This window comes from Bacteroidota bacterium (assembly GCA_038746285.1).
Taxonomy (GTDB): Bacteria; Bacteroidota; Rhodothermia; order Rhodothermales; family JANQRZ01; genus JANQRZ01.
Window position 1 is genome coordinate 13,638 of the sequence record JBCDKT010000042.1, and the last position, 20,898, is coordinate 34,535.

21 protein-coding genes are annotated in these 20,898 nt (G+C 68.4%); 7 read left to right on the top strand and 14 right to left on the bottom strand.

The genetic code is table 11. From position 1 onward, the window contains the following. The first annotated feature begins 3 nt into the window (after positions 1-3). Positions 4-447: an ATP-binding protein gene (locus AAGI91_13000; protein ID MEM1043533.1), complete on the top strand. Its 444-nt coding sequence runs from the start codon at positions 4-6 to the stop codon at positions 445-447. A 12-nt stretch (positions 448-459) separates the two neighbouring features. Here AAGI91_13000 and AAGI91_13005 read toward each other — a convergent pair whose 3' ends face one another. From AAGI91_13005 to AAGI91_13020, 4 genes are read right to left on the bottom strand one after another with little or no spacing between them, the layout of a single operon-like run. Continuing rightward, the gene (locus AAGI91_13005) at positions 460-720 is read right to left on the bottom strand and encodes a type II toxin-antitoxin system RelE/ParE family toxin (GenBank protein ID MEM1043534.1); all 261 of its coding nucleotides are present in this window, start codon (positions 718-720) and stop codon (positions 460-462) included. Continuing rightward, complete coding sequence (locus tag AAGI91_13010) at positions 713-910, bottom strand: hypothetical protein (GenBank protein ID MEM1043535.1); 198 nt, start codon at positions 908-910, stop codon at positions 713-715. The genes AAGI91_13005 and AAGI91_13010 overlap by 8 nt, the downstream gene beginning before the upstream one ends. A 26-nt stretch (positions 911-936) precedes the next feature. Next, positions 937-1,143: a hypothetical protein gene (locus AAGI91_13015; protein MEM1043536.1), complete on the bottom strand. Its 207-nt coding sequence runs from the start codon at positions 1,141-1,143 to the stop codon at positions 937-939. Between the two features lie 35 nt (positions 1,144-1,178). Further along, a complete protein-coding gene (locus tag AAGI91_13020) occupies positions 1,179-4,502 on the bottom strand; it encodes a BamA/TamA family outer membrane protein (GenBank protein MEM1043537.1) in 3,324 nt (1,107 codons plus the stop codon). Positions 4,503-4,547: 45 nt separating this feature from the next. On the opposite strand from AAGI91_13020, the gene AAGI91_13025 reads away from it, so the two are divergent. Next, entirely contained in the window at positions 4,548-5,213 is a 666-nt protein-coding gene (locus AAGI91_13025; GenBank protein ID MEM1043538.1) for a transposase, read from the top strand. On the opposite strand, the gene AAGI91_13030 is transcribed toward AAGI91_13025, so the two are convergent. From AAGI91_13030 to AAGI91_13040, 3 genes are all read right to left on the bottom strand, one after another. After that, complete coding sequence (locus AAGI91_13030; GenBank protein ID MEM1043539.1) at positions 5,204-6,499, bottom strand: ABC transporter permease; 1,296 nt, start codon at positions 6,497-6,499, stop codon at positions 5,204-5,206. The two genes, AAGI91_13025 and AAGI91_13030, sit on opposite strands and share 10 nt — an antisense overlap. After that, on the bottom strand, positions 6,496-7,506 hold the full coding sequence (locus AAGI91_13035; protein ID MEM1043540.1) for an ATP-binding cassette domain-containing protein: 1,011 nt from the start codon (positions 7,504-7,506) through the stop codon (positions 6,496-6,498). Before AAGI91_13035 ends, AAGI91_13030 begins: the two co-directional genes overlap by 4 nt. Before the next feature lie 409 nt (positions 7,507-7,915). Then, positions 7,916-8,206 (bottom strand): hypothetical protein, encoded by a 291-nt coding sequence (locus AAGI91_13040; GenBank protein ID MEM1043541.1) that lies wholly within the window; start codon positions 8,204-8,206, stop codon positions 7,916-7,918. Between the two features lie 118 nt (positions 8,207-8,324). Here AAGI91_13040 and AAGI91_13045 point away from each other — a divergent pair, with 118 nt between their 5' ends. After that, the gene (locus AAGI91_13045) at positions 8,325-8,612 is read left to right on the top strand and encodes a DUF4290 domain-containing protein (protein MEM1043542.1); all 288 of its coding nucleotides are present in this window, start codon (positions 8,325-8,327) and stop codon (positions 8,610-8,612) included. Positions 8,613-9,105: 493 nt separating this feature from the next. On the opposite strand, the gene ruvC is transcribed toward AAGI91_13045, so the two are convergent. Next, complete coding sequence (ruvC, locus tag AAGI91_13050; protein MEM1043543.1) at positions 9,106-9,639, bottom strand: crossover junction endodeoxyribonuclease RuvC; 534 nt, start codon at positions 9,637-9,639, stop codon at positions 9,106-9,108. 64 nt (positions 9,640-9,703) lie between these two features. Then, the gene (locus AAGI91_13055; protein ID MEM1043544.1) at positions 9,704-10,462 is read right to left on the bottom strand and encodes a YebC/PmpR family DNA-binding transcriptional regulator; all 759 of its coding nucleotides are present in this window, start codon (positions 10,460-10,462) and stop codon (positions 9,704-9,706) included. Between the two features lie 195 nt (positions 10,463-10,657). Between AAGI91_13055 and AAGI91_13060 the strand changes: the two genes are divergently transcribed. Continuing rightward, positions 10,658-11,803 carry an alkaline phosphatase family protein gene (locus tag AAGI91_13060; GenBank protein MEM1043545.1) on the top strand — a complete coding sequence of 382 codons (1,146 nt, stop codon included), beginning with the start codon at positions 10,658-10,660 and terminating at the stop codon, positions 11,801-11,803. Here AAGI91_13060 and AAGI91_13065 read toward each other — a convergent pair. From AAGI91_13065 to AAGI91_13085, 5 genes are all read right to left on the bottom strand, one after another. Beyond that, positions 11,797-13,170, bottom strand: coding sequence for an SRPBCC family protein (locus AAGI91_13065; GenBank protein MEM1043546.1), 1,374 nt, complete (start codon positions 13,168-13,170; stop codon positions 11,797-11,799). The two genes, AAGI91_13060 and AAGI91_13065, sit on opposite strands and share 7 nt — an antisense overlap. Before the next feature lie 66 nt (positions 13,171-13,236). After that, positions 13,237-13,917, bottom strand: coding sequence for a penicillin-insensitive murein endopeptidase (locus AAGI91_13070; protein ID MEM1043547.1), 681 nt, complete (start codon positions 13,915-13,917; stop codon positions 13,237-13,239). A gap of 23 nt (positions 13,918-13,940) precedes the next feature. Then, complete coding sequence (locus AAGI91_13075) at positions 13,941-15,119, bottom strand: alanine racemase (GenBank protein MEM1043548.1); 1,179 nt, start codon at positions 15,117-15,119, stop codon at positions 13,941-13,943. Positions 15,120-15,170: 51 nt separating this feature from the next. Beyond that, positions 15,171-16,886, bottom strand: a complete 1,716-nt coding sequence (locus AAGI91_13080; protein MEM1043549.1) for an ATP-binding protein — start codon at positions 16,884-16,886, stop codon at positions 15,171-15,173. Positions 16,887-17,041: 155 nt separating this feature from the next. Continuing rightward, entirely contained in the window at positions 17,042-18,607 is a 1,566-nt protein-coding gene (locus AAGI91_13085) for a hypothetical protein (GenBank protein ID MEM1043550.1), read from the bottom strand. Between the two features lie 153 nt (positions 18,608-18,760). Between AAGI91_13085 and AAGI91_13090 the strand changes: the two genes are divergently transcribed. The 3 genes from AAGI91_13090 to AAGI91_13100 all read left to right on the top strand — a co-directional run bounded on the left by AAGI91_13090 (position 18,761) and on the right by AAGI91_13100 (position 20,761). After that, positions 18,761-19,396 (top strand): NAD(P)-binding domain-containing protein, encoded by a 636-nt coding sequence (locus AAGI91_13090; protein ID MEM1043551.1) that lies wholly within the window; start codon positions 18,761-18,763, stop codon positions 19,394-19,396. Between the two features lie 77 nt (positions 19,397-19,473). Then, entirely contained in the window at positions 19,474-20,439 is a 966-nt protein-coding gene (locus AAGI91_13095) for a sodium-dependent bicarbonate transport family permease (protein MEM1043552.1), read from the top strand. Positions 20,440-20,458: 19 nt separating this feature from the next. After that, positions 20,459-20,761, top strand: a complete 303-nt coding sequence (locus AAGI91_13100; GenBank protein ID MEM1043553.1) for a transcriptional regulator — start codon at positions 20,459-20,461, stop codon at positions 20,759-20,761. Positions 20,762-20,898: the final 137 nt, after the last annotated feature.

The following is a 20,898-nucleotide window of genomic DNA, read 5'->3' on the forward strand; positions in this document are numbered from 1 at the left end:
GCGATGCCCGCTACCCGCCCCACCCTCACGATCCCGAGTGCCACGCGCTACCTCGCGCGGGTCCGCCGGTTCATGGACGCGCAGACCGCGGCGGCCGGCCTGTCCGAGAAAGCGGCCGACGAGGTGAGGCTCGCCGTGGACGAAGCGTGCTGCAACGCCATCGAGCATGCCTACGGGAGCCGAGAAGTAGGTACGGTGGAGATCGTCACGCGCAAGACGAAGCGCCAGTTCACGGTCACCATCCGCCACTCCGGGGTGCCGTTCGACGCCTCCAAGTACCAGCCGCCGGACCTCAAGCGCGCCGCCGCCGAGCGCCGGCAGGGCGGCTTCGGCGTGGCGCTGATGCACCGCCTGATGGACCGCGTCGAGTACCGCCAGCGCGGACATACGAACGAAGTTTACCTCGTCAAATTCCTGAGCAGCCGCCCCGGCACAGCCACCGCGTGACCCCGTAGCGACTCAGCGGTACGCTTCCTGCCGGTGCCGGACCGCGAAGACGTCTACTACGCGCTCTGCATCATCGACCTCGTAGAGCACGCGGTAGTCGCCGATGCGAATGCGCCACAGTGCATCGCTCCCGCTCAGCTTGGTACAACCACTCGGGCGTAGGTCGTCGGCTAGCGCCTCTATCTGGCGGAAAATGCGCGTCACGGCTGGCGGCCGCAGCTTCGACAGCTCTTTCTCAGCGGAGCGGGCGAAGGTGACGCGGTACTCACTCATCACCGAGGAGCTTGCCCTGTTCGGTGAGCCGCTGCCGCACCGCGTCGAGCGACGCACGCGGCTCGTTCCGTCGCTGCTGCGCGAGGAGGTGGTCGTAGAAGTCCTCCCACACGGCCCCGTTCTCCGCGAGGTCGATCACGACGGCCGTTCGTTCTCCGCGCTCGTCAACGATAAACTGAATGCCTTCCATCGATCTCTCGCTTAGGTCTCGTTGAGTCAGAAGCTGTCCGGCAGCGGCTCATCGAAGTCGTCGCTCATCACGATGGCTCCGGGGTGCAGCCCGGCGACGCGGCGCTTGAGCACCGGGACGAGTCGGAACGCGACCCCATCGCCGCGCTCAATGACGACCTCAGCTCCACCGGCGGCCTCGTCCATCAGCTCGTCCAGCCGCTCTTTCGCTTCCTGCATTTCGACTTTCCGCATAGCGCTGATCGTTGCACCGAGGTGTCAATCTACGCTCAGAAGTCCAGCCCGATGGAGAAGTAGAGCTGGGCCTCGCCGAAGTCGCGGCCGTCGTAGGGCCAGGCCCAGTCGAGCCGCAGCGGGTAGCCCAAGAGGATCGTCCGAAGCCCGACACCCGCGCCGACGAGCAGGTCGTCGAAGACTTCCCGCCCCTCGTCGTTCAGCCGGCGGAGGTTGAAGTCGTCGGAGTAGATCACGCCTGCGTCGAGGAAGGCGGTGCCCTGGAGGTTGTAGAGCGGGAGGACGGGGATCGGGCCGGGGAGGATCGCGGCGAAGAGCGGGAACCGGAACTCGGCGTTGACGAGCCCGAAGCGCGAGCCGCTCCGCTCGTCGATCCCGAAGCCGCGCAGCGGGAGCACCGGCGTCAGGAAGGCGAAGTCGTTGACGTCGTCGATGGGGATGTTCTGGAAGCGGGGGTTGATCCAGTTCTGCACCCCGGCCGCGTAGAACCGCTGCGGGTTCGGCCCGAGGGAGAGGCCCGCGCTCGCCCGCAGCGCGAGCGAGTAGAACCGCCCACCGAGGTACTGACGTGCGTCGCCGAGGAGCGTGGCGAACGTCACCGACGGGCCGGGGCTCCCCTCCAGCCGGAGCGCGTACCGCCGCCCGCCTGCGGGAAACAGGAAGCCCGGCTCGGTCATGTCGACCGTGTAGGTCGCCGACGGGTTGAAGACGGTCCGGCTGCGCGACTGGAGCGCCGGGTCCACGAGGTCCGTCACCGACGTGCCGATCACCGACAGGTCGGTCTCGACGCGGCGGAACTTGTCGAGCGGGTACGACGCCGAGACCGTGAGGCCGTAGTTGCGGTAGCGGAAGACCGTCTCGCGCGAGAAGTCGGTGAGCTGCCGGGCGAGGTGGAAGCCAGTGAGGGCGAAGTCGGTCCGGCGCGGGAGGTAGCGGTAGGAGAGCAGGTAGTCCGAGTTGCGGAGGTCGATGATGAGGTTCGTCGCGGCGAAGACCTGGTGGTTGCCGAGCATGTCGGAGAAGAGCATCTGGGTGACGCTCTGGACCCCGAAGATGGCGTCGTAGCCGACGTTGCCGTAGACGATGTCCGGCGTGAACCGGAGCCGGTAGCGCTTCTCCTTGAAGGAGCCGTCCTCGTTGAGGTTATCCAGCGATTCGAAGCGCGGGCGGACCTTCTCCTCACGCCGCCGCTGCGCCTCCTCGAAGGCCTCGGAGAAGACGTAGTTGCGGAAGTCGACCCGGACCTCGCCGTACGCCGTCGAGTCCGCCTCGCCCTCAGCCGTTTCGCCGGACGCCTCCAACGTAGGGGCAGGTCTCGTGCCTGCCTCCTCGGGGCCGACACGCGGGTCTGCCCGTACGCCGCCAACTCCGCTCGTCCCGACGGCCTCGGTGGAGGCGATCAGGTCCTCGGGCAGGCGGCGCGTGCGCATCGGGTCGGCGAGGAAGGGGGCCTCGCTGGCGGCCTCGCGCAGGATCGGGTTGCCGTCGAGCGTGCCCGCCCCGGCGAGGGCGACGGCCGGGGCGTCCTCGGCGACGGTGCCCTGGACGCGCTGCGCCCACACCGTCGGCCGGAGCGTCTCGCCCTCCAGGGTGCGTCCGAACGGGTCCCGCAGGAGGTAGACCGACTGCACGCCCTCTTTGAGCGCGACGAGCGCCGCGCGCGACCCGTCGGCGCTGAGGCTGACCTGGGTGACGCCGACCATGAGGTCCGTCAGCGGACGCTCGGCCCCCGTACCGAGGGTGTGCTCCCAGAGGTTGTAGACCCCGTTGCGGTCCGAGACGAACAGCACCCGGCCGGGGTCGGACCCGAAGGCGGCGCTCTGCTCGTCCCAGTCGGCGCTGTCGGTCAGCCGGTCGAGCCGGTGCGGCGCGTCGAGGTCGAGGCGGTAGAGGTCGAACTGCGCGTAGTCGTGCCCGAGGAGGTCGAACGCTTCGGCGGTGTAGCGGCCGGTCCGGACGTGCGCGCCCCGGTCCGAGTGGAAGACGAGCGAGCGCCCGTCGGGGCTCCACGCCGGCTCGTGGTCGCTGAAGATGTCGGCCGTGTAGTTCATCGTCTCGCCCGATTCCAGGTCGAGCACGTAGAGGTCGGACTGCGGCCCGGCCGTCCCCTCGAAGGCGATCCGGTCCCCCGCCGGGCTCCACTTGACGCTTACGATGGCGTCGATGTCGGGGACGCGGTAGTGGACCGCCTCGCGCGTGGCGACGTCCACAATCGCAATGGCGTCGCTCTGCCCGCTCTTGACGGCGACCGCGAGGCGCTCCCCGTCCGGCCCCCACGAGAGGCCGGGCGTGAGGATGCGGAGGCTCTCGAACTGCGGGTTGTTCTGCCCATCGATGATCTTGCGCGGCGGCGCGTCGCCGGTCGTCGAGACGACGTAGACGTCGAAGAGCGGACCCTTCGCCGTGAGGAACGCCACGCGGTCACCCTGCGGCGAGATCGCCGGGCTGGTGTTGTAGAACCCGCCGTTCTTGTCGGTGACGAGGGCTTTTGCGATCTGGTCGAGGTCCTCGCGCGCGGCGACCTCGGGGAAGTAGACGGCCTTGAGCGTGTTGTGCCAGCGCTCGGAGAGGTCGTCGAGGCTGAGGCCGGTGGCGCGCTTGAACGAGCCGCCGACGGACCGGCTGACGCGGAGGCGCTGGAGGATCTCGGTGATCTTCTCGCGGCCGTACTGCGCCGCGATGTAATCCCACACGCCCTGCCCGCCCCGGTAGGCGAAGTAGCCGCCGAGCCCCTGGATCGGCGCGAGGTAGTCGTTCACGACGGCGTCGCGGACGAACATGTCGGAGTTCGTGTCCCACCCGAGCGCCGAGTACTCGGCGATCCCCTCGTTGAACCACAGCGGGATCTGGAGCCGGATGCCGTTCTGGATGATCGACTGGATCGATCCGCCGTAGAACATGTCGTTGACGACGGCGTGGACGATTTCGTGGTGGATCACCCGGCGGAAGTCGCGGTAGTCGCCGGTGAACGGGACGGCGACGCGGTTCTTGAACAGCTCGGTGACGCCGCCGATGCCCTCGGAGTAGATCGGCAGGTTGACGGCGTTCGTGACGACGAAGTCGTTGTGGCTCTGGTAGACGAGGAACGGAATCCGGTCGGTGATCCGGTAGCCGAAGAGCTCGCTGATCTGAGCGTAGGCGTCCTCGGCCGCGTGGGCGGTGAAGTCGGCGAGGGCGCGCCCGCCCGGCTCGTAGTAGAAGATGTCGAAGTGCGTACTCTGGAGGTACTGCCAGTCGAGGTTTTCGTACTGGACCTTGTTCTTGCCGAAGCGGAAATACTGCGCCTCGGCCACGCCCGGCCACCCCCCCGTGACGAGGGCCGCGACAAGGGCGAGGGGTAGCAGGCAGCGGCGAGGCATAGCGGCGTGGATCGGACAGGGAAGACTAGCCCATTTGCCCGCCCGATGCAAGGCAAACTGGACGGGCGAAGGTTACAACGCGCTCCGGCCGGGGTCTATTGGGCGATGCCCTACGACCCGTCCCGTCACCACCGCCGCTCGGTCCGGCTCCGCGGCTACGACTACGCGCAGCCGGGGGCGTACTTCGCCACCGTCTACCTCCATGATCGTCAGGTCTCCCTTCTTGGCGACGTTCGGGACGGCGTGATGCGCCTGTCCGAGGCCGGCGCAATCGTGGAGTCTGCGTGGGACCACCTGCCCTCGCATTATTCGCACGTTCGCCTCGACGTGTTTGTGGTGATGCCCAACCACATCCACGGCATCATCGGCCTCGTCGACCCAACCGACGGCTCATGCGCCACCGATGTCGTAGGGGCGGGTTTGAAACCCGCCCCTACGGGGGCCTCGCAAAACGGCCCGCGACGGCCGAAACGGCACGGCCTGCCAGAAATCGTGCGCGGGTTCAAAACGTTCTCGGCCCGGCGCATCAACCGGGCGCGTGGAATGTCCGGCGTACCTGTGTGGCAGCGCAATTATTGGGAACGCGTCATCCGCAACGAGCGCGAACTGGACCTCGTGCGGCGGTACATCCGCGACAACCCGGCCCGCTGGCACCGCGACCGGATGCACCCAAACCGGACAGACCCAGGCAGACGGCTGCCTCAGGCGTAGCGCACCCACCGCGCGAGGTCGCGGAAGCTCGCCTTCTTGCCGTACATCAGAATCCCGACCCGGTAGATGCGGCTCGCCAGCCAGATCGTCCCGACGAACGCGGCGGCGAGGAGCGTGAGCGCGAGCGCCATCTGCCAGAACGGAACGTCCGTCGCCGCGGCGCGGACCACCATCAGGATCGGCGAGAAGAACGGGACGAGCGACAGCACCACCGACATCGGCGCGTCGGGGTTGTCAGCGATGAAGGGGAGGAAGAGCGCAGGTAGGATGATAGGGATGTAGAGCGGCGTCTGCAGGCTCTGGGCGTCGCTCTCCTGTTCGACGGCCGAGCCGACCGCCGCGAAGAGGCTGCCGTAGAGGAGGTAGCCCCCGAGGAAGAACAGGAGGAAGTAGACGATTAGGTCGAAGGGGATGTCGGCAAGGCTGAAGCCCGACGGGTCGAACGGCAGGTCCTGCACTTCGGCCGCCTCGGCTCCGGCGAGGGCCGCCGGGTCAACGAGGGCTCCGAGCACGGCCCCGGCCGCGAACAGGCCCGCGAGCGCGAGCACGACCCACAGCACGAACTGCGTCAGCCCGACCGCCCCGATCCCGAGCACCTTGCCCATCATGAGCTGGAACGGCTTCGCACTCGACGCCACGACCTCGATGATCCGGTTGGTCTTCTCCTCGATCACCCCGCGCATCACCATCGCGCCGTAGACGAACATAGCGATGTAGATGACGAATCCCATCGCATAGCCCAGGCCAGAGTAGACCCACGACGTGTCCTCGGCCTCGCCCTCCTCGGTGAGCGCGACCATCCGCACGTCCACGCCGGACTCGGCCGCCCGGAGCACGTCGTCCGAGGCACCCGTCGCCCGGAGACGCGCCCGACGCACCACGTCCTCGACCGCCCGCTGAAGCCGCATCTGCGCCGAGAAGCCGCCGACGCCCTCGGAGTAGAACGCCGCCTCGTCGTCGCCGCTGATGAGGCGCTCCGGGAGCACGAAGTAGCCGTCGAGGGCACCCCGTTCGACGCGGGCGCGGAGGCTGTCGAGCGGGGCCGTCTCGACGAGCGCCGCGTAGTTGTCCGGCAGCCGCTCCGAGAGCGCCGCGCCAAGCTCTCCCGTCTCATCGACCACCGCGACCGTCCGCGCCCCGCCTTCCTGCGTCACGATGCCAACCCACACCGAGACGGCGACGAGCGCCAGCAAGGCAATCGGCGCGAGGAGCGTGGCGATGACAAAGGCCTTGGTGCGGACCCGGCGGAGGTACTCGCTCCGGGCGATGAGCGGAATCTTGTTCATCGGGAGAGCGGGAGATCGGAGGATTGAGGGAGTGGGGTGCCGGCCTCGGCGCCCGAATCACCGTGGTCCATTCCCCGATCTTCTGGTTCGTCCGTCCCCCGGTCTCCATTCACCGCCATCACAAAAATCTCGGAGAGCGGCGGCTCGTTGAGCTCGAAGCGGTAGAGGTCGTCCACGCGCGGGAGGACGGTTTCGAGGACCTGCCGGGCGGTCGTCTCGCCGAGGAGGCGGAACTCGGCGTGGCCCGCCGTGCGCGAGCGGACGCGGATCGCCTCGCGCGCTTCGAGCCGGTCGAGGAACGCGTCGTCGCCGCTGAACTCCACGGTGACGGTGTTTTTGCCGAACGACCGCTTCACGTCGCGGAGCGAGCCGTGGAGCACCTCGCGCCCGCCGGCGATCAGGAAGAGGTCGTCGCAGAGCTGCTCGACCTGCTCCATCCGGTGGCTGGCGAAGAGGATCGTCCGGCCCGCCTCGCGGAGTTCGAGGATGATGTCCTGGAGGAGCGCCGCGTTGATCGGGTCGAGGCCGGAGAACGGCTCGTCGAAGATGAGCAGCTGCGGGCCGTGGAGGATCGTGGCGATGAACTGAACCTTCTGCTGCATCCCCTTCGACAACTCCTCGACCTTTTTGCCGGCCCAGCTTCGCGCCTCGAACCGGTCGAGCCAGCGGCGGGCGGCGGCGCGGGCGTCGGCCTTGGACAGCCCCTTCAGTTGGCCGAGGTAGACGAGCTGCTCGCCGACCTTCATCTTGCGGTAGAGGCCGCGCTCCTCGGGCAGGTACCCCATCCGCTGCTGCGACTGAGGGCCGACCGCCTCGCCGCCGAACGTGATCCGGCCCTCGTCCGGCGACGTGATGTAGGTGATCATCCGGATCGTCGAGGTCTTCCCGGCCCCGTTCGGCCCGAGGACCCCGAAGATGCGCCCCGGCTCGACGGCGAACGAGACGCCGTCCACGGCGAGGTGCGCCCCGTAGCGCTTGGTGACGGTGTCGACGACGAGGGTGGACATGGAGGCGGAAGGTGAGCCGGGGTTCTATTCGAGCGACCGAGTCGGAAGTTACAGCCCCAGCCCCCCTACCTCCTTCTGTCATTGCGAGCGCAGCGAAGCAACCCCGAAGGGCTCGGCGCAGCCAATCTCCTGAGGTTTAGAATTCGTCGGGAGATTGCCACGTCGCCTACGGCTCCTCGCAATGACAAATTCAGAGCAGGAGTTGAAAGAGTGTCACTCCCGCAATCGCTGTCCAAAGTAAAACCCACCTAAGCCATTCGTGGTTGCTGAAGTTGTCGAGGCTCCTGGGCCCAGTAAAGTCGTACCAGGGCTGTCCCTCCTCTCGCCCCCAGATTTTGTAGTAGAACCATGCCGACAAGAGCATGAATGCGAGCAGGGCAGCGAACAGCGCACCGTCGAACATGGTACTTCATAGCAGCGCCATCCGGTCGGCCGGGATGGGCAGGAGGTACTGCGGCTCCATCACCTCCTCGTGGATGCCGAACTCGCCCGTGCCCCGGAAGTCGACCGCGACGAACTTCTCCGAGACGTGCGTCACCTCGCCGATGCCGTAGAACGTCGGCGACGGGCCGTAGTAGACGAGGTCGCCCACGGCGAGCGGTGCCCCGTGCCGCGCCTTGCGGAAGTACGGGTACACCGTCGGCAAGAGCTCCAGCCGGTAGGCTGGGCGGCCGCGTCTGAAAAAGGCAGTGGGTTCCATCGGGTTATCTTGGAGCGGGTGCGTAAACTACGGCCTGTTGCCGGTCCGGGCAGAACCATTCGACGCGCCCTCCGGTATAGGCGAAGCGGCGTCGGCCGTTCATCTCTCCCACTCTAGCATGGTCTCAGCGATGCAGTACGACGACAAGATTATTGATCGGCAGGTTGGGCGCAACGCTCAACTCTACGCCCAGGCTGTCTCGGAGCTGACCTCGGAGGAGGACCGGTACCCGTACCTCCGCATTTTGGTATCGGTCATCGAGCAGGCGCACCCGGAGTGGGGCCAGGCTCCGGAAAAGGACCGCCAGATCGCCGAGCTAGCCCACGACCTCTCCGGCGGCGCGCTCGACCTGGACGAGACCGCCCTCGTCGTCCGCGCCCGCGACGAGGAGCGTGGCTATCGGTAGGGCTCAGTCAGAAGGATGGCTGTCATTGCGAGCGCAGCGAAGCAATCTCTTTGAGTATGAGGCTTTGATCAGGAGATTGCCACGTCGCCTTCGGCTCCTCGCAATGACAAGCTGGACTTTACAGGACGGCACCTAAGACCGTGACCTCTGAACAGGAAATTGCCGGACGCAGGAGCCTCGTCTCAGCAGCACGCGCTGTATTGACTCTGCAAATGGGTTTGGTGCCAGGATGCTCGCGGGTTCTCAATGCCGCATTTCATCTAGGCCGCGAATTTGCTGATCGCTTCGACAGCGAATACCCTGTTTTTTCCGTTGTCCGCAGTCGCACGCGACAATACCCTGTGTCAACAGAGCGGCTCCACTGGAACCCAGAGGTACTCCTCCAGCTCGATGCAGAATTAGCAGAGATAGAGACAGAACTGAGGCCCGCCGTGATGTCCGCTTGCTTCGCTGTTATTGATACGTACGGCTAACAGCGAGTACTCACCAGATCCTACTTCACCCGCTCGGGATTTGCGGCGACGAAGTTGGCCCAGGACTTGAACTGGCCCGTCGGCCCGGCCTCGACGCGGCGGGCGTGGCAGAGGGCGACGGCGAGGGCGTCGGAGGCGTCGAGGCCGCGGTCTTCGGTCAGGTCGAGCTGGGCGCGGAGCATGAACCAGACCTGCTCCTTCGCCGCGTTGCCGTTGCCGACGACGGCCTTCTTGATCTCGCGCGGGGCGTACTGCGTGACCTGCACCTCGCGGTCGAGCGCGGCCTTCATCACGAACCCCTGCACCTGCCCGAGCTTGAGCATCGCCTGCGCGTTTTTCCCCATGAACGGCATCTCAATCGCGAGTTCGTCCGGCGTGTGCCGCTCGATGAGCGCGTCGACGGCCTCGCCGATCCGCTGGAGCCGCACCATCAGGTCCAGCTTGGCCGGCGGGTCGACCGTCCCGTAGTCGACGACCGTCTCGCGCGTACCCTCGGCAGCGAGCACGCCGAAGCCCGTGTGCCGCGTGCCGGGGTCGATGCCGAGGATGATCATGGGAGCGACGCGCGTTGAACGACGAGCGACGAGGGTTTGCTTGGCAGGAGGAACTAGCTGTTCGTCACTCGTAGTTCGTCATTCGTAGTTCCTCTACGGCGTCGTCTATCTCCAGCGTCGTGAACACGTCCTGCACGTCCTGGAGTTCTTCGAGGGCGTCGACGAGGCGGAGGACTTTGGCGGTGTCGTCCGGCGGGAGGCTCGTGGTGGTCGTCGGGAGGCGGACGAGGCCAGCCTCGGCGGGTTCGATGCCGGCGGCTTCGACCGCGCTCTGGACGGCGGCGAAGGCCTCCATCGGGGTCGTGACGACGAAGCGGCCGTCCTCCTGCCCTAGATCTTCGGCTCCGGCTTCGGCGACGAGGAGGAAGAGGTCGTCCTCGTCCTGCCCCTCGGCGTCGATCTCGATCTGCCCCTTGCGCTCGAAGAGGTAGGCGACTGAGCCGGAGGTGCCGAGGTTACCGCCGTGCTTGGTGAAGGCGTGGCGCACGTCGGCGACGGTACGGTTGGTGTTGTCGGTCAGGCACTCGACGAAGAGGGCGACGCCGCCGGGGCCGTAGCCCTCGTAGCTCATCTCTTCGTAGTCCGCGCCCTCGATCTCGCCCGTGCCGCGCTTGATGGCGCGCTCGATGTTGTCCTTGGGCATGTTCTCGGCCTTCGCCTTCTCGATCGAGAGTGCGAGCCGGGGGTTCATGTTCGGGTCGCCGCCGCCCTCGCGGGCGGCGATCATCATGTCGCGCGTGATACGCGCCCAGATTTTGGAGCGCCGCGCGTCGGCGACGCCTTTCTTGCGCTTGACCTTCGACCACTTGTTGTGTCCTGCCATCGTTCCGGTTCGGTGTCTGTTCGGCACGGTGTGAAGTACGTGCCGGAATATACCCTCGGGCCCGGCGTACCGGCCCTTTCCGAACTTGGCCCCAGAACGAACGTTGAAAAGCGCAAGTACCACCTCTTGGCCGCCCGCCGTTTGTTGCATGATACTGTGATGCGCGTGCCGGCCGTCTCTCTTTTCCCCCTGTCCATGCTCTCCCGCTCCGTGCTCGTCCTCGCGCTGACCCTCGCCGTGACCGCGTGCAGCGGGCTCGACTCCGTGGTGACCGACCTCGCCTACGACCAGGGCCCGGGGGACGGACCGGTCCAGTACGTGATCCACGTCAGCGTGGACGGCCTCCGTCCGGACGCGGTCACGCGCCAGCTCGGCTCGCTCCCAGCGTTCAGCCGGCTCCGAGCGCAGGGGGCGTTCACCGACAACGCCCGCACCGACGCCACCTTCAGCAACACGCTCCCCAACCACACCGCCCAACTCACAGGGCGCGGGGTCAGCGGCCCGGACGGGCACGGGTGGACGACCAACACACTCCCCGCACCGACCGCCACGCTCCACTCCAACCGCGGCGCCTACGTCGCCAGCGCCTTCGACGTGGCGCACGACCACGGGCTGCGGACCGGCCTCTACGCGAGCAAGCCGAAATTCGTGCTCTACGAGCGGAGCTACGGAGCCGAGCACGGTGCCCCCGACACGACCGGGCCCGACGACGGCCGCGCCAAGATCGACACCTTCGTCGTCGACCCGGACACGAAGGACCTCGTGGCGCGGTTCGTGGCCGGCATGCAGGCCGAGCCGCTCCACTACGCGTTCGTCCACCTCCGCGACCCCGACGCGGCCGGCCACCTCTGGGGCTGGCGGCTGTGGGGCTGGCACCCGTACATGAAGGCCGTCCGCTACGCCGACGGCCACATCGGCACCATCCTCGATGCGGTCTTGGCTGACCCGCGCCTCGCCGGCCGCACCGCGGTCATCGTCACCTCGGACCACGGTGGGAGCGGGCACTCCCACCTCAAAGACAATCCCGAGCACTACACGGTGCCCTTCTACGTCTGGGGCCCTGGCGTCCCGGCCGGCGACCTCTACGACCTCAACCCCGAGACGCGCGAAGACCCCGGCGAAGACCGCCCCGGCTTCGGAGCCGAGGTCCAGCCCATCCGCAACGGGGCCGTCGCCAACCTCGCCCTGGGCCTCCTCGGCCTGCCGCCCGTCCCCGGCTCGACAATCAACACCGAGCGCAAGCTGCGGGTGCGGCCCGTCCCCGAACCTGCCGCGGGGACGGCACCGGGCAGCGCAGCGCCTGCACTGGGCTCGCCCGCTGCGTCCGGTTCGGACTACTGATCCGCCTCGCTGAGCGTGCGGACGTGGCGGAGCACGCGGAGGTGGATGCGGTGCAGGATGGCGTCGGACCAGAGCTGCCAGTAGGCGTTGGGCCAGACGTGGTGGCGGTACCACGTCGTGCCTTCGAGCCGGGTGCCGCCGCCCGGCAGCGGGATCAGCAGGAACTGCCCGCGCTCGGAGACGAAGTAGCCGTTCAGGTGGTGCGGCTCGACGTGCTCGTAGAAGCCCCACTCCCGCATCGGCTGCGGCTGCGCCTCGACGGTGAACGCGAGCCGGCGGCCAGGCTCCCAGACCGTCACCGGCTCGACGAACGCGCCCGTCGTGAACTCACACCGGCGCACGGCCCCGACGCCGGTCCCCTCGATCGTCGCTCGGATAGGGTAGGCGATGCCGGTCTTGAAGAGCCAATCCTCCGGCGGCGGCAGCTCGGCGAAGGCGACGACGTGCTCCCACACCGTCTCCGGCGAGGCCGCGATCTCGACGCTCGTCCGCACCGGGATGAGCGGCGGCGTCTCGGGCCCCGCGACCTCGACCCCGATCAGCAGCGGCACCACCACGCTCACGGCCAGGACCGTCGGCGGCGCGGCGCGCGTGCCGTGCCGCTGCTGGAGCGCGTACCCAAACGCCCCGCCGATGGCTGCGATCGTGATGCCGAGCGGGGCCGCCATGAGGAGGCAGATCGCCCCCTCGGCGCCGAGGGCGGCCAGCCCGAGGGCCAGCAGCACCGCCGAGAGCGTGGCTACGCCGACGCATTCCCCGATGGTCCGCGGGCTGTGCACGCTGTAGAGCAGCGCCGCGACTAGCCCGAGCGCGAACGGGATCCCCACGAACAGGCTCCACCCGTAGGAGGCGAAGACGTGCGCGGTGACGTAGGCCCCGAGCAGCCCGGCCGGAAGCGTGAGCCCCAGACTCATCGCCGCGCTGCCGAGCTTGCTCTCCGGGACGAGCCGCTCCAGCAGCGCCCGGCCGCCGGTCTCGCGCGCCCGGCCGACCTCGCCGGAGGGCACCGCCGAGAGCACGGCGAAGAAGATGAGGTTCAACAGTGGCACGAAGAACAGCACCACGAGCGTCCCCGGCACCCCGATGGCACGCAGCCGCCTGAGCGTCAGCGCCGTCCCGATCCAGATGAACGGCACCGCGAGCGCGACGAGCGCCGCGCAGTAGGCCACGTCCGAGACCGAGAGCGTCGTGATCCGGCCCACGCCCGTCACGTCGAGGTACGACAGCGGCGAGAAGGACCGTCTGAAGATGCCTTCGCTGACGAGGCGGTCGAGGTTGTACTTGACCAGGAGCAGGACCGTGCCGGCGACGGCGTAGTCCCGCCGTCCGACCGTCCCCCGCCAACTCAGCGCATCGAGCAGTTTCATAGCCGTCCTTGTTGCTCCAGGTTCGCGCGAAGGGTACCCGTTGCAGCTCTCGGCATGCAACCCCCGTCAGTCGTCCAATTCAAAATCGACGTGGTAGTGCTCGTCGTGGCGGACCCAGGAGCGGCGCTCGGAGACTTGCAACCGTCTCACCTCCGGCACCGCTGCAACGAGGTCTGGCTGAAGCTGCGGGTCGAAAATGACGCGGCGGATGCGCAGCCCATTCGCCTGCGCGGATTGTTCGAGCGCGAGCAGGTGCAGCCCGAGCGCTTCGTAGTCGATGCGCAGATCGCCGAGCTGGCCCTCGGCGTCGAACTCGTGGCGGTAGCCCCAGAGGTTGAAGACAGAAGTCGGCAGCGGCACGCTGCGCCCGGCTTCGTTCACGGCGGGCGTCATGAAATCCACCGATAGCCCGTTGCGGTGGGTCTTGTGCGGGCGAAAGGGACCGCCCGCTGGCCAGCCGGTTTCGCCGTACACGAACTGGAGCGGTGCCGTCTCCGAGTCAGCACTGAGGTCACTGTAGGCCTCGAGCATGGCATCCCGAACGCGCCCGTGCACAGCGTTCCGGCCGATCAGCGCGCCGAGGCGCGAGTACGTGCGGAAGTTATCGCCCGCCGAGGGGAGTCGCTTGCCGTGCTCCAGCCAACCGTCCGCTGTCGTGCCGTGACTCACACTCGGAGCGTCCGACTCGAACACTCGGGCGAGATCGTTGCCAAGCCAAACAATACTCCACAGACCGAGCAGCGCCACGCCGATTCGCACACCCCACTGCTTCACGTCACCGCCCCCCGCGCGTCCACCGCCCACCGCGCGACGACCTGCTCGCCGTCGACCACGACGAGTTCGTCTTGGGTGTTGACGACGACGCAGGCGTGGTTCGGGACAACGCGGACGCGGTCGCCGACGTCGAGCGTGGCGGCACCGGGGACGCGGACCCAGCCGTGCTCCTCGGAGAGCGCGAAGAGGTCGGCGTGGGGGAGCGGGCGCATGCGGTCGGGGTCGTAGAGGAGGACGCCGTAGCCCTCGGTGCCGTAGCCGGTGTCGCTCGTGAGGACCTTCTTGCCCGCGTCGAGGAAGAGGTGCGAGCCGCCGCGCTCGTCGGGCTGCTTCGAGACAACCGTGGCGTAGACCGTGAGCGCGCAGTCGCCGAGCTTGGCCGCGCCGAGGGCGACCTGCTCTTGGTCGTGGAAGGCGTAGTTGCCGGGGCGGATCTCGGTGATCCGAAACGGGACCCCGCCAGCCGATGTGGCCTCGGCGTTCTCGAAGACGCTCATCGTCGGGGTCGAGCCGACGGACAGCTCGGCATCGGGGTCGAGGAGGCCGGCCTCGTGGAGGCGCACGGCGAGGGCGAGGAGGCGGTCGCGCTCCTCGGTCATCGTGCGGACGAGCGCGGCGTGCTTGGTCTCGCCCTCGGCCGGGCCGACATACCCCTGCCCGCCGTGCGTGAGGAGGCCGGCGAGCCTCAGTCCGGGCAGGTCGCGGACGGCGCGGGCGAGGTCCGGCGCGTCGGGGTTGTCCCACGCAACGCCGCAGCGCCCGTGCCCCGTGTCGACCTCGGTCAGCACCTCGGCCTCGGCCCCGCGCTCGGCGAAAAACGCGGACGCCGCCCGCGAGCCCTCGACCGTGTCGAGGCAGAACGAGACCCGGACGCCGCGCGCCATCAGCCGGTGCAGCCGCGCCCACTTGGCGGTGCCGAAGACGCAGTACGCGAGCCGGATGTCGTCGAACCCGGCTTCGGCGAAGACCTCGGCCTCGCCGGGCTTCGCGACGGTCACGCCGCGCGCCCCGCCCTCGACCTGCCGCCGCGCAAGGGCGACCGACTTGTGGGTCTTGAGGTGGGGCCGGAGCGCGACGCCCTGCGCCTCGGCCCGCGCCTGCATCCGGCGGAGGTTGGCGCTGAGGCGGCGCTGCTCCACGAGCAGGCACGGCGTGTCGAGGTCGGCGAGGATCATGCGGCGCGGGGCAAGGCGAGGCGGGAAGCTACGCCTCAGCGCCGTCCCGTCCTATCCGGCCAGGGCCTGCGCGGACGCGCCGAGCGGGCGGACCTGGGCGATCTGCTCGGCCAGCTCTTCGCGGCGGACCGGCTTGGTGAGGTAGCCGTCGGCCCCGGCCTCCAGGCAGTCTTCGCGGTCGCCCTCCATGGCGTTCGCCGTCAGCGCAAGGATCGTCGGCTGCACGTCGGGGGCCAGGTCCGTGCGGATGCGGCGCGTGGCGGCCAGCCCGTCGAGGACCGGCATCTGGATGTCCATCAGCACGAGGTCGTACGGAGCCTGCGACTCAGCAGCATCGAGGAGCGCGCTGAGCGCCTGCGCGCCGTCGCCGACCACGTCGGGCTGGATGCCGAGGCGGTCCAGCAGGCGCCGGATGACGGTCTGGTTGACGGCGTTGTCCTCGGCCACGAGCACGCGGAGGGCGTCGCCCGGACGGTCCTGCGGCTGTGCATCACCCAGTGCGGCGGCCGGCGCGTCCTGCGGCGTGTCGGCGGCAGGGGCGTCGACGCGGAACGTGAACGTCGAGCCACGGCCCGGCTCGCTCGCCGCCGTCAGCGTACCCCCCATCAGAACGGCCAAGCGCTGCGAGATCGTCAGGCCGAGCCCGGTGCCGCCGTACTCCCGCGTTGTCGAGGCATCGGCCTGGGTAAAGCTCTCGAAGACGACGCCGAGCTCTTCCTCGGTCATCCCGATTCCGGTGTCGGCGACCTGGAACTGCACATGGTCGCCGTCGCGCCCGACGCGCAGCGTGACGCTCCCCTCGTGGGTGAACTTGACGGCGTTCGAGAGCAGGTTGAGGAGCACCTGGCGCACCTTTGCCGGATCGCCCAGCGCCGCCGGCGGCAGGCCGGGTGCCACGTCGAGGCGAAGCTCCAGACCGCGCTCTTTCGCCTGGACACGCACCACGCCGAGCGCCTGCCGGGCCAGGTTCGCCGGCTGGAACGGGACCGACTCGACCGTGATTCCGCCGGCCTCGATCTTCGACAGGTCGAGCACATCGTTAATGATGCTGAGTAGGGCCCCGCCGCTCGTCTGAATGATGTCCACCGACTCCTGCTGCTCGTCCGTGAGGGACGTGTCGGCGAGGAGGTCGGCCATGCCGATAATGCCGTTCATCGGCGTTCGGATCTCGTGACTCATCGTTGCCAGGAACTCCGACTTGAGGCGGGCGGCGGCCTCGGCCTGCTCTCGGGCAGCGGCGTAGTCGCGGTTGAGTCGCTTCAGGACGCGCTCGGTATGCAGGCGGATTGCTGTCGTGGCGGTGACGGCGAGCGCGACGACCGCCATCACGGTTACGACGATGACGCCGTCTTCCGCAGCAAGCGACCCGGAGAGCGATGCCCAGCCGATCACGGCGCACACAAGCGCAGCGTACGGGACCACACCCCACCAGCTTTGTGAAAGCATCCCTACGATGATGGCCCCGACGGTTGGCACGAGCATCGCCCAGAGCAGTTCGCCAGGAATCCCTACGCCGAGCGAGAAGGTGAGGTCGAGGTTCGTGGTGACGTAGGTCAGCGCAATGATTGCCTGCCCAGACCGCCTCCGGAGCGCGGGGATGAAGGCCACGGCGATGCCCACCAGCACGATGAAGGCGTAGAGGGCGAAGAAGACCGCGAGGTCGACGTAGGCCATCTGGCTGCCGAGCGCCAGGTTCACGCCTATCCCCGCAACGCCTGCGGCGACGATGAAGGCGATGTGGAAGCGGGAGTAATCGACCAGGGACATGACCCCCCGGTTATCGTTTCCAATCGCCCTCCCTTAAGGACGCTGCTCCCTCCCGTCCTGCCTGGGCGCAGCCCACTCTGGCCCCGACAGGGTGAGGGTGATCCAGCGGCTGCGCTCAGGTAGGCGCGAGGCGGCACAGCCGGCACGCGCTACCGTCAGTATGTCTCCCGGATGAGGTCGAGGTCTTCGCGCAGCATCTGGTCGTCGGGGGCGTAGCGCAGCCCTTCTTCGACTAGGGCTGCGGCGGCCTCGTAATCGTCGGCGCGGATTTCAGCCATCGCCTCTTCATGGTATATCCAGGCCATCGCCGACCGCAGCTCGGACCGGTCCGGGACGACCTCCAGCGCGTGCCGGACGAGCGCTTTCGCCGCTTCGGGATCGGACTTGTTCAGCGCGTCCGGGCCCGAGGCGACGCGGTGCAAGACGAGCCTCGCGTAGGCTTCCCCGATGATCGGGTAGGCCTCGACGTGCTCCGTCAGCGCCTCGACGATTTCGATGCCTGCCTCCGCGTCTCCCTGGTCGCCGAGGTGCGCCGCGTAGCGGCAGGAGGCGAACACGTAGTTCTCGTGGAACAGGGGCTCGTCCGGCACCAGGGCGTATGCCCTGCCGCCCTTCTCCCATACCGCTTCGTAGTCCCCGCGCCGCATCATCGACGTGGACCAGTCGTGGTGCACGCCCGCTTCGAGACGCGCCAGTCCGTCTACGTCCTCCAGCTCCTGCGGCATGTGCGTCCGGGCGAGGCGCACGGTCTCGACGGCCGCCTCGAACCGCTGCTTCACCACGAGTTGGATCGCCATGCCTCGCACGACGGGCAGTGCGGCTTCGGCGAACAGCGTGTCCCCGCCACGCGCCGCCAGCGCCCGGTGCAGGGTGGGAATGACCTCTTCGGGGTCCTCGCTGCGATCGTACGCCAGTATCGCGAGCGCTCCTGCGTACGCCCGGCGGTACTCCTCCCGGTCGGGCTCGATGCGCAGCGCCTTCTCGTAGGCCCCGACCGCCGCCTCGTACTGCTCCGCTGCTATGCTGAGTGCGGCCTCGTTGTTGTAGACGATGCCGACGAGGTCCTCCGGCTGAATCGTCCACTCGTCCCCCATGAAGGTCCGGTAGACCGCGTCTTCGCCTTCGAGCGCCAGCTCCTCCGGGGTGATCATCTTGTAGGCGAGCAGGTGGTCGATCACGTCCTCCCGTTCGTCGTCGAAATCGAAGCCCTTCTTGGGGTCGGTGATTTCGATGCGGAGCGCCTCGCCTGCCGGGTCGGCGACGGCGTAGACGTGGACCGGGGTGGCGTGGAGCGCGACCGGCACCCCGTGGCGCTGCGCGGCGAGGTAGAACAGCGCGGTCCCGGTGACGCAGTTGAAGCGCCCTCCGTCGGCGAGGTCGGCGAGTTGAGCGTCCTCGTCGTACCGCTTCAGCACGTCCCGGTGCAGGCGCTTGAAGATGGTCTTGGCTTTCTTCCCGGCGGCGTGCCGGTCCCGGACGTGCTGGTCGATGCCGGCGAGCACGTCCTCCACTACGGCTTCGTGAGCGGCGAGGACCTCGGGGCTGGAGACGCCTTCGGCCAGGAGCATCGCGCGCACGAGCGAGACGGGCAGGGTGCGCTGCTCCTGCCACTGCTCCAGCATGTGCTCTTCCTCGGCCGAAGCGTAGAGGTCGGGCTGGGCAGCCGCCGCCGTTCCTGCGAGTGCCAGCAGGATGAGTAGGTGCGCAGCGGAACGTCGCATATGCCGGGGGTAGCTTAGGTTCAGGCGGGCAATATAGAGCCGTCCCTCCGGCGTGTCCGCCGTCTTCGCAGCCCGGAGCGACGACCCGAAGCTACGGCCTGGCGTGGTACGCTCTCCCAACCTCACCGCTTTTCTCACCCAACCCCTACCGCTATGAACATCGGCATTCTCGGCTCCGGCGAGGTGGGCCGCACCCTCGGCGCGGGCTTCGCCGCACGCGGCCACGACGTCCACCTGGGCACCCGCTCTCCCGACCGCAACGAGCTTCGGCAGTGGGCGTCGGACACCGGCGCGAGCGTCGCGGCGTTCGACGGCGCGGCGGCCTTCGGGCACGTCCTCGTGCTGGCTACCGCGTGGGACGGGACGGAGAACGCGGTCCGCCTCGCCGGCCCCGACCACTTCGCCGGCAAGACGGTCCTCGACGCCACCAACCCGCTCGATTTCTCCGAGGGCTCGCTCCGCCTCGCGGTCTCGGGCGAAGACTCCTCCGGCGAGCGCGTGCAGGCGTGGCTTCCCGAGGCGCACGTCGTCAAGTGCTTCAACACGGTCGGGGCCGGCCTGATGGTGGACCCCGACCTCCCCGGCGGCCCGCCGACGATGTTCATCGCCGGCAACGACGAGCACGCGAAGAAGACGGCCGCTGAGGTGCTCAGTGCCTTCGGCTGGGAGGGCGTCGACCTCGGCGGGATCGAGATGTCGCGCCACCTCGACGCCCTCGCCATCATCTGGATCACGCACGCGATGCGGACGCAGTCTCGGGACCACGCCTTCAAGCTGCTCGCCGGCTGAGGCGTCTCGGGAGCGCGGGGCATTGCGGCACCCGCTGTATCTTCGCCGGTCCGCCCATCTCGCCGCCCCGCAAGGCCATGGAAAGTATCGGCGCGCTCGCCGCCAACCTCCTCTCGCCGATCATCCTGGCCTTCGTCCTGGGCGTCTTCGCCTCGCTGGTGCGGAGCGACCTCCGGCTGCCGGAGGGGCTCTACAGCTCGCTCTCGATCTACCTCCTGCTCGCGATTGGACTCAAGGGCGGCGTCGAGCTGAGCAAGACCCCACTCAGCGAGTTCGTCGGCCCGGCTCTGCTCACGCTCGGCCTCGGCATCCTCACGCCGATCACCGCCTACAACGTCCTCCGCAAGCTCGGCCGGTTCGACCGCGAGAACGCCGCGGCGATCGCCGCCCACTACGGCTCGGTCTCAGCGGTGACCTTCATCGTCGCGATCACCTTCGGCTCGATGACGGGGCAGGTGCCCGAGGGGTTCATGCCGACGCTCGTGGCGATCCTCGAAGTGCCGGCGATCGTCGTGGCGCTGATGATCGCCTTCACGCGGGCCAAGCGCGCGGGGTCGTGGAAGGAGGCGCTGCACGAGGTGCTCGCCGGGCGCAGCGTGGTCCTGCTCGTCGGGGGCGTGCTGATCGGGTGGGCCGTCGGGCCGGCTGGGTTCGAGCCGGTGGCGCCGTTCTTCGCGGCGGGCTTCCAGGGGGCGCTCACGCTCTTCCTGCTGGAGATGGGGATCGTCGCGGCGCGGCGGCTGAAAGACCTCCGCGAGGTCGGCGTCTTCCTGGTCGGCTTCGGCATCCTCGTCCCGATCCTCCACGGGCTGCTCGCGGTGTGGCTCGGCAGCCTCGTCGGGCTCTCGGTGGGCGGCAGCGCGGTGCTCGGCGCGATGGTCTCGAGCGCGTCCTACATCGCGGCCCCCGCCGCCGTCCGCATCGCCCTGCCGGAGGCCAACCCGACGTTCTACCTCACCGCCTCGCTGGGCATCACGTTCCCGTTCAACGTCACGCTCGGCATCCCGCTCTATTTTACGTTTGCCCAGTGGTTCTGCTGCTGACCCTCAACGGTTTCCCGCCATGCACACCGTCACGCTGAAGCTCGTCACGATCGTCACCGAGCGCATCTTGAAGGACCACCTGCTGCGCGCGCTGGAGGAGCTGGGCGCGAAGGGCTACACGCTGACGAAGGCGCAGGGCGAGGGCTCGCGGGGCGTCCGCGTCAGCGAGTGGGAGGGCTCGGACACGAAGATCGAGACGCTCGTGAGCGAGGACGTGGCGAAGGCCCTCGTGGCGCACGTCGCCGAGAAGTACTTCGAGCACTACGCCGTGATCGTCTACGTCCAGGACGCCGAGGTCGTGCGGGGCGACAAGTATATCTAATACCAGTTCTTCAGGATAGTGTCTCACCTATACGAGGTCGTCCCCGCGCAGGCGGGGACCCATGCACCCCCCTGTGTGAAGCGCCGCCGCCTGATGGATGCCCGCCTGCGCGGGCATGACATGAGAGTGAGGCAACA

Coding starts and splice junctions, on each gene's coding strand:
- AAGI91_13000 (MEM1043533.1), top strand. CDS start 4: ATGCCCGCTACCCGCCCCACCCTCACGATCCCGAGTGCCACGCGCTAC.
- AAGI91_13005 (MEM1043534.1), bottom strand. CDS start 720: ATGAGTGAGTACCGCGTCACCTTCGCCCGCTCCGCTGAGAAAGAGCTG.
- AAGI91_13010 (MEM1043535.1), bottom strand. CDS start 910: ATGGAAGGCATTCAGTTTATCGTTGACGAGCGCGGAGAACGAACGGCC.
- AAGI91_13015 (MEM1043536.1), bottom strand. CDS start 1,143: ATGCGGAAAGTCGAAATGCAGGAAGCGAAAGAGCGGCTGGACGAGCTG.
- AAGI91_13020 (MEM1043537.1), bottom strand. CDS start 4,502: ATGCCTCGCCGCTGCCTGCTACCCCTCGCCCTTGTCGCGGCCCTCGTC.
- AAGI91_13025 (MEM1043538.1), top strand. CDS start 4,548: ATGCAAGGCAAACTGGACGGGCGAAGGTTACAACGCGCTCCGGCCGGG.
- AAGI91_13030 (MEM1043539.1), bottom strand. CDS start 6,499: ATGAACAAGATTCCGCTCATCGCCCGGAGCGAGTACCTCCGCCGGGTC.
- AAGI91_13035 (MEM1043540.1), bottom strand. CDS start 7,506: ATGTCCACCCTCGTCGTCGACACCGTCACCAAGCGCTACGGGGCGCAC.
- AAGI91_13040 (MEM1043541.1), bottom strand. CDS start 8,206: ATGGAACCCACTGCCTTTTTCAGACGCGGCCGCCCAGCCTACCGGCTG.
- AAGI91_13045 (MEM1043542.1), top strand. CDS start 8,325: ATGGTCTCAGCGATGCAGTACGACGACAAGATTATTGATCGGCAGGTT.
- ruvC (MEM1043543.1), bottom strand. CDS start 9,639: ATGATCATCCTCGGCATCGACCCCGGCACGCGGCACACGGGCTTCGGC.
- AAGI91_13055 (MEM1043544.1), bottom strand. CDS start 10,462: ATGGCAGGACACAACAAGTGGTCGAAGGTCAAGCGCAAGAAAGGCGTC.
- AAGI91_13060 (MEM1043545.1), top strand. CDS start 10,658: ATGCTCTCCCGCTCCGTGCTCGTCCTCGCGCTGACCCTCGCCGTGACC.
- AAGI91_13065 (MEM1043546.1), bottom strand. CDS start 13,170: ATGAAACTGCTCGATGCGCTGAGTTGGCGGGGGACGGTCGGACGGCGG.
- AAGI91_13075 (MEM1043548.1), bottom strand. CDS start 15,119: ATGATCCTCGCCGACCTCGACACGCCGTGCCTGCTCGTGGAGCAGCGC.
- AAGI91_13080 (MEM1043549.1), bottom strand. CDS start 16,886: ATGTCCCTGGTCGATTACTCCCGCTTCCACATCGCCTTCATCGTCGCC.
- AAGI91_13085 (MEM1043550.1), bottom strand. CDS start 18,607: ATGCGACGTTCCGCTGCGCACCTACTCATCCTGCTGGCACTCGCAGGA.
- AAGI91_13090 (MEM1043551.1), top strand. CDS start 18,761: ATGAACATCGGCATTCTCGGCTCCGGCGAGGTGGGCCGCACCCTCGGC.
- AAGI91_13095 (MEM1043552.1), top strand. CDS start 19,474: ATGGAAAGTATCGGCGCGCTCGCCGCCAACCTCCTCTCGCCGATCATC.
- AAGI91_13100 (MEM1043553.1), top strand. CDS start 20,459: ATGCACACCGTCACGCTGAAGCTCGTCACGATCGTCACCGAGCGCATC.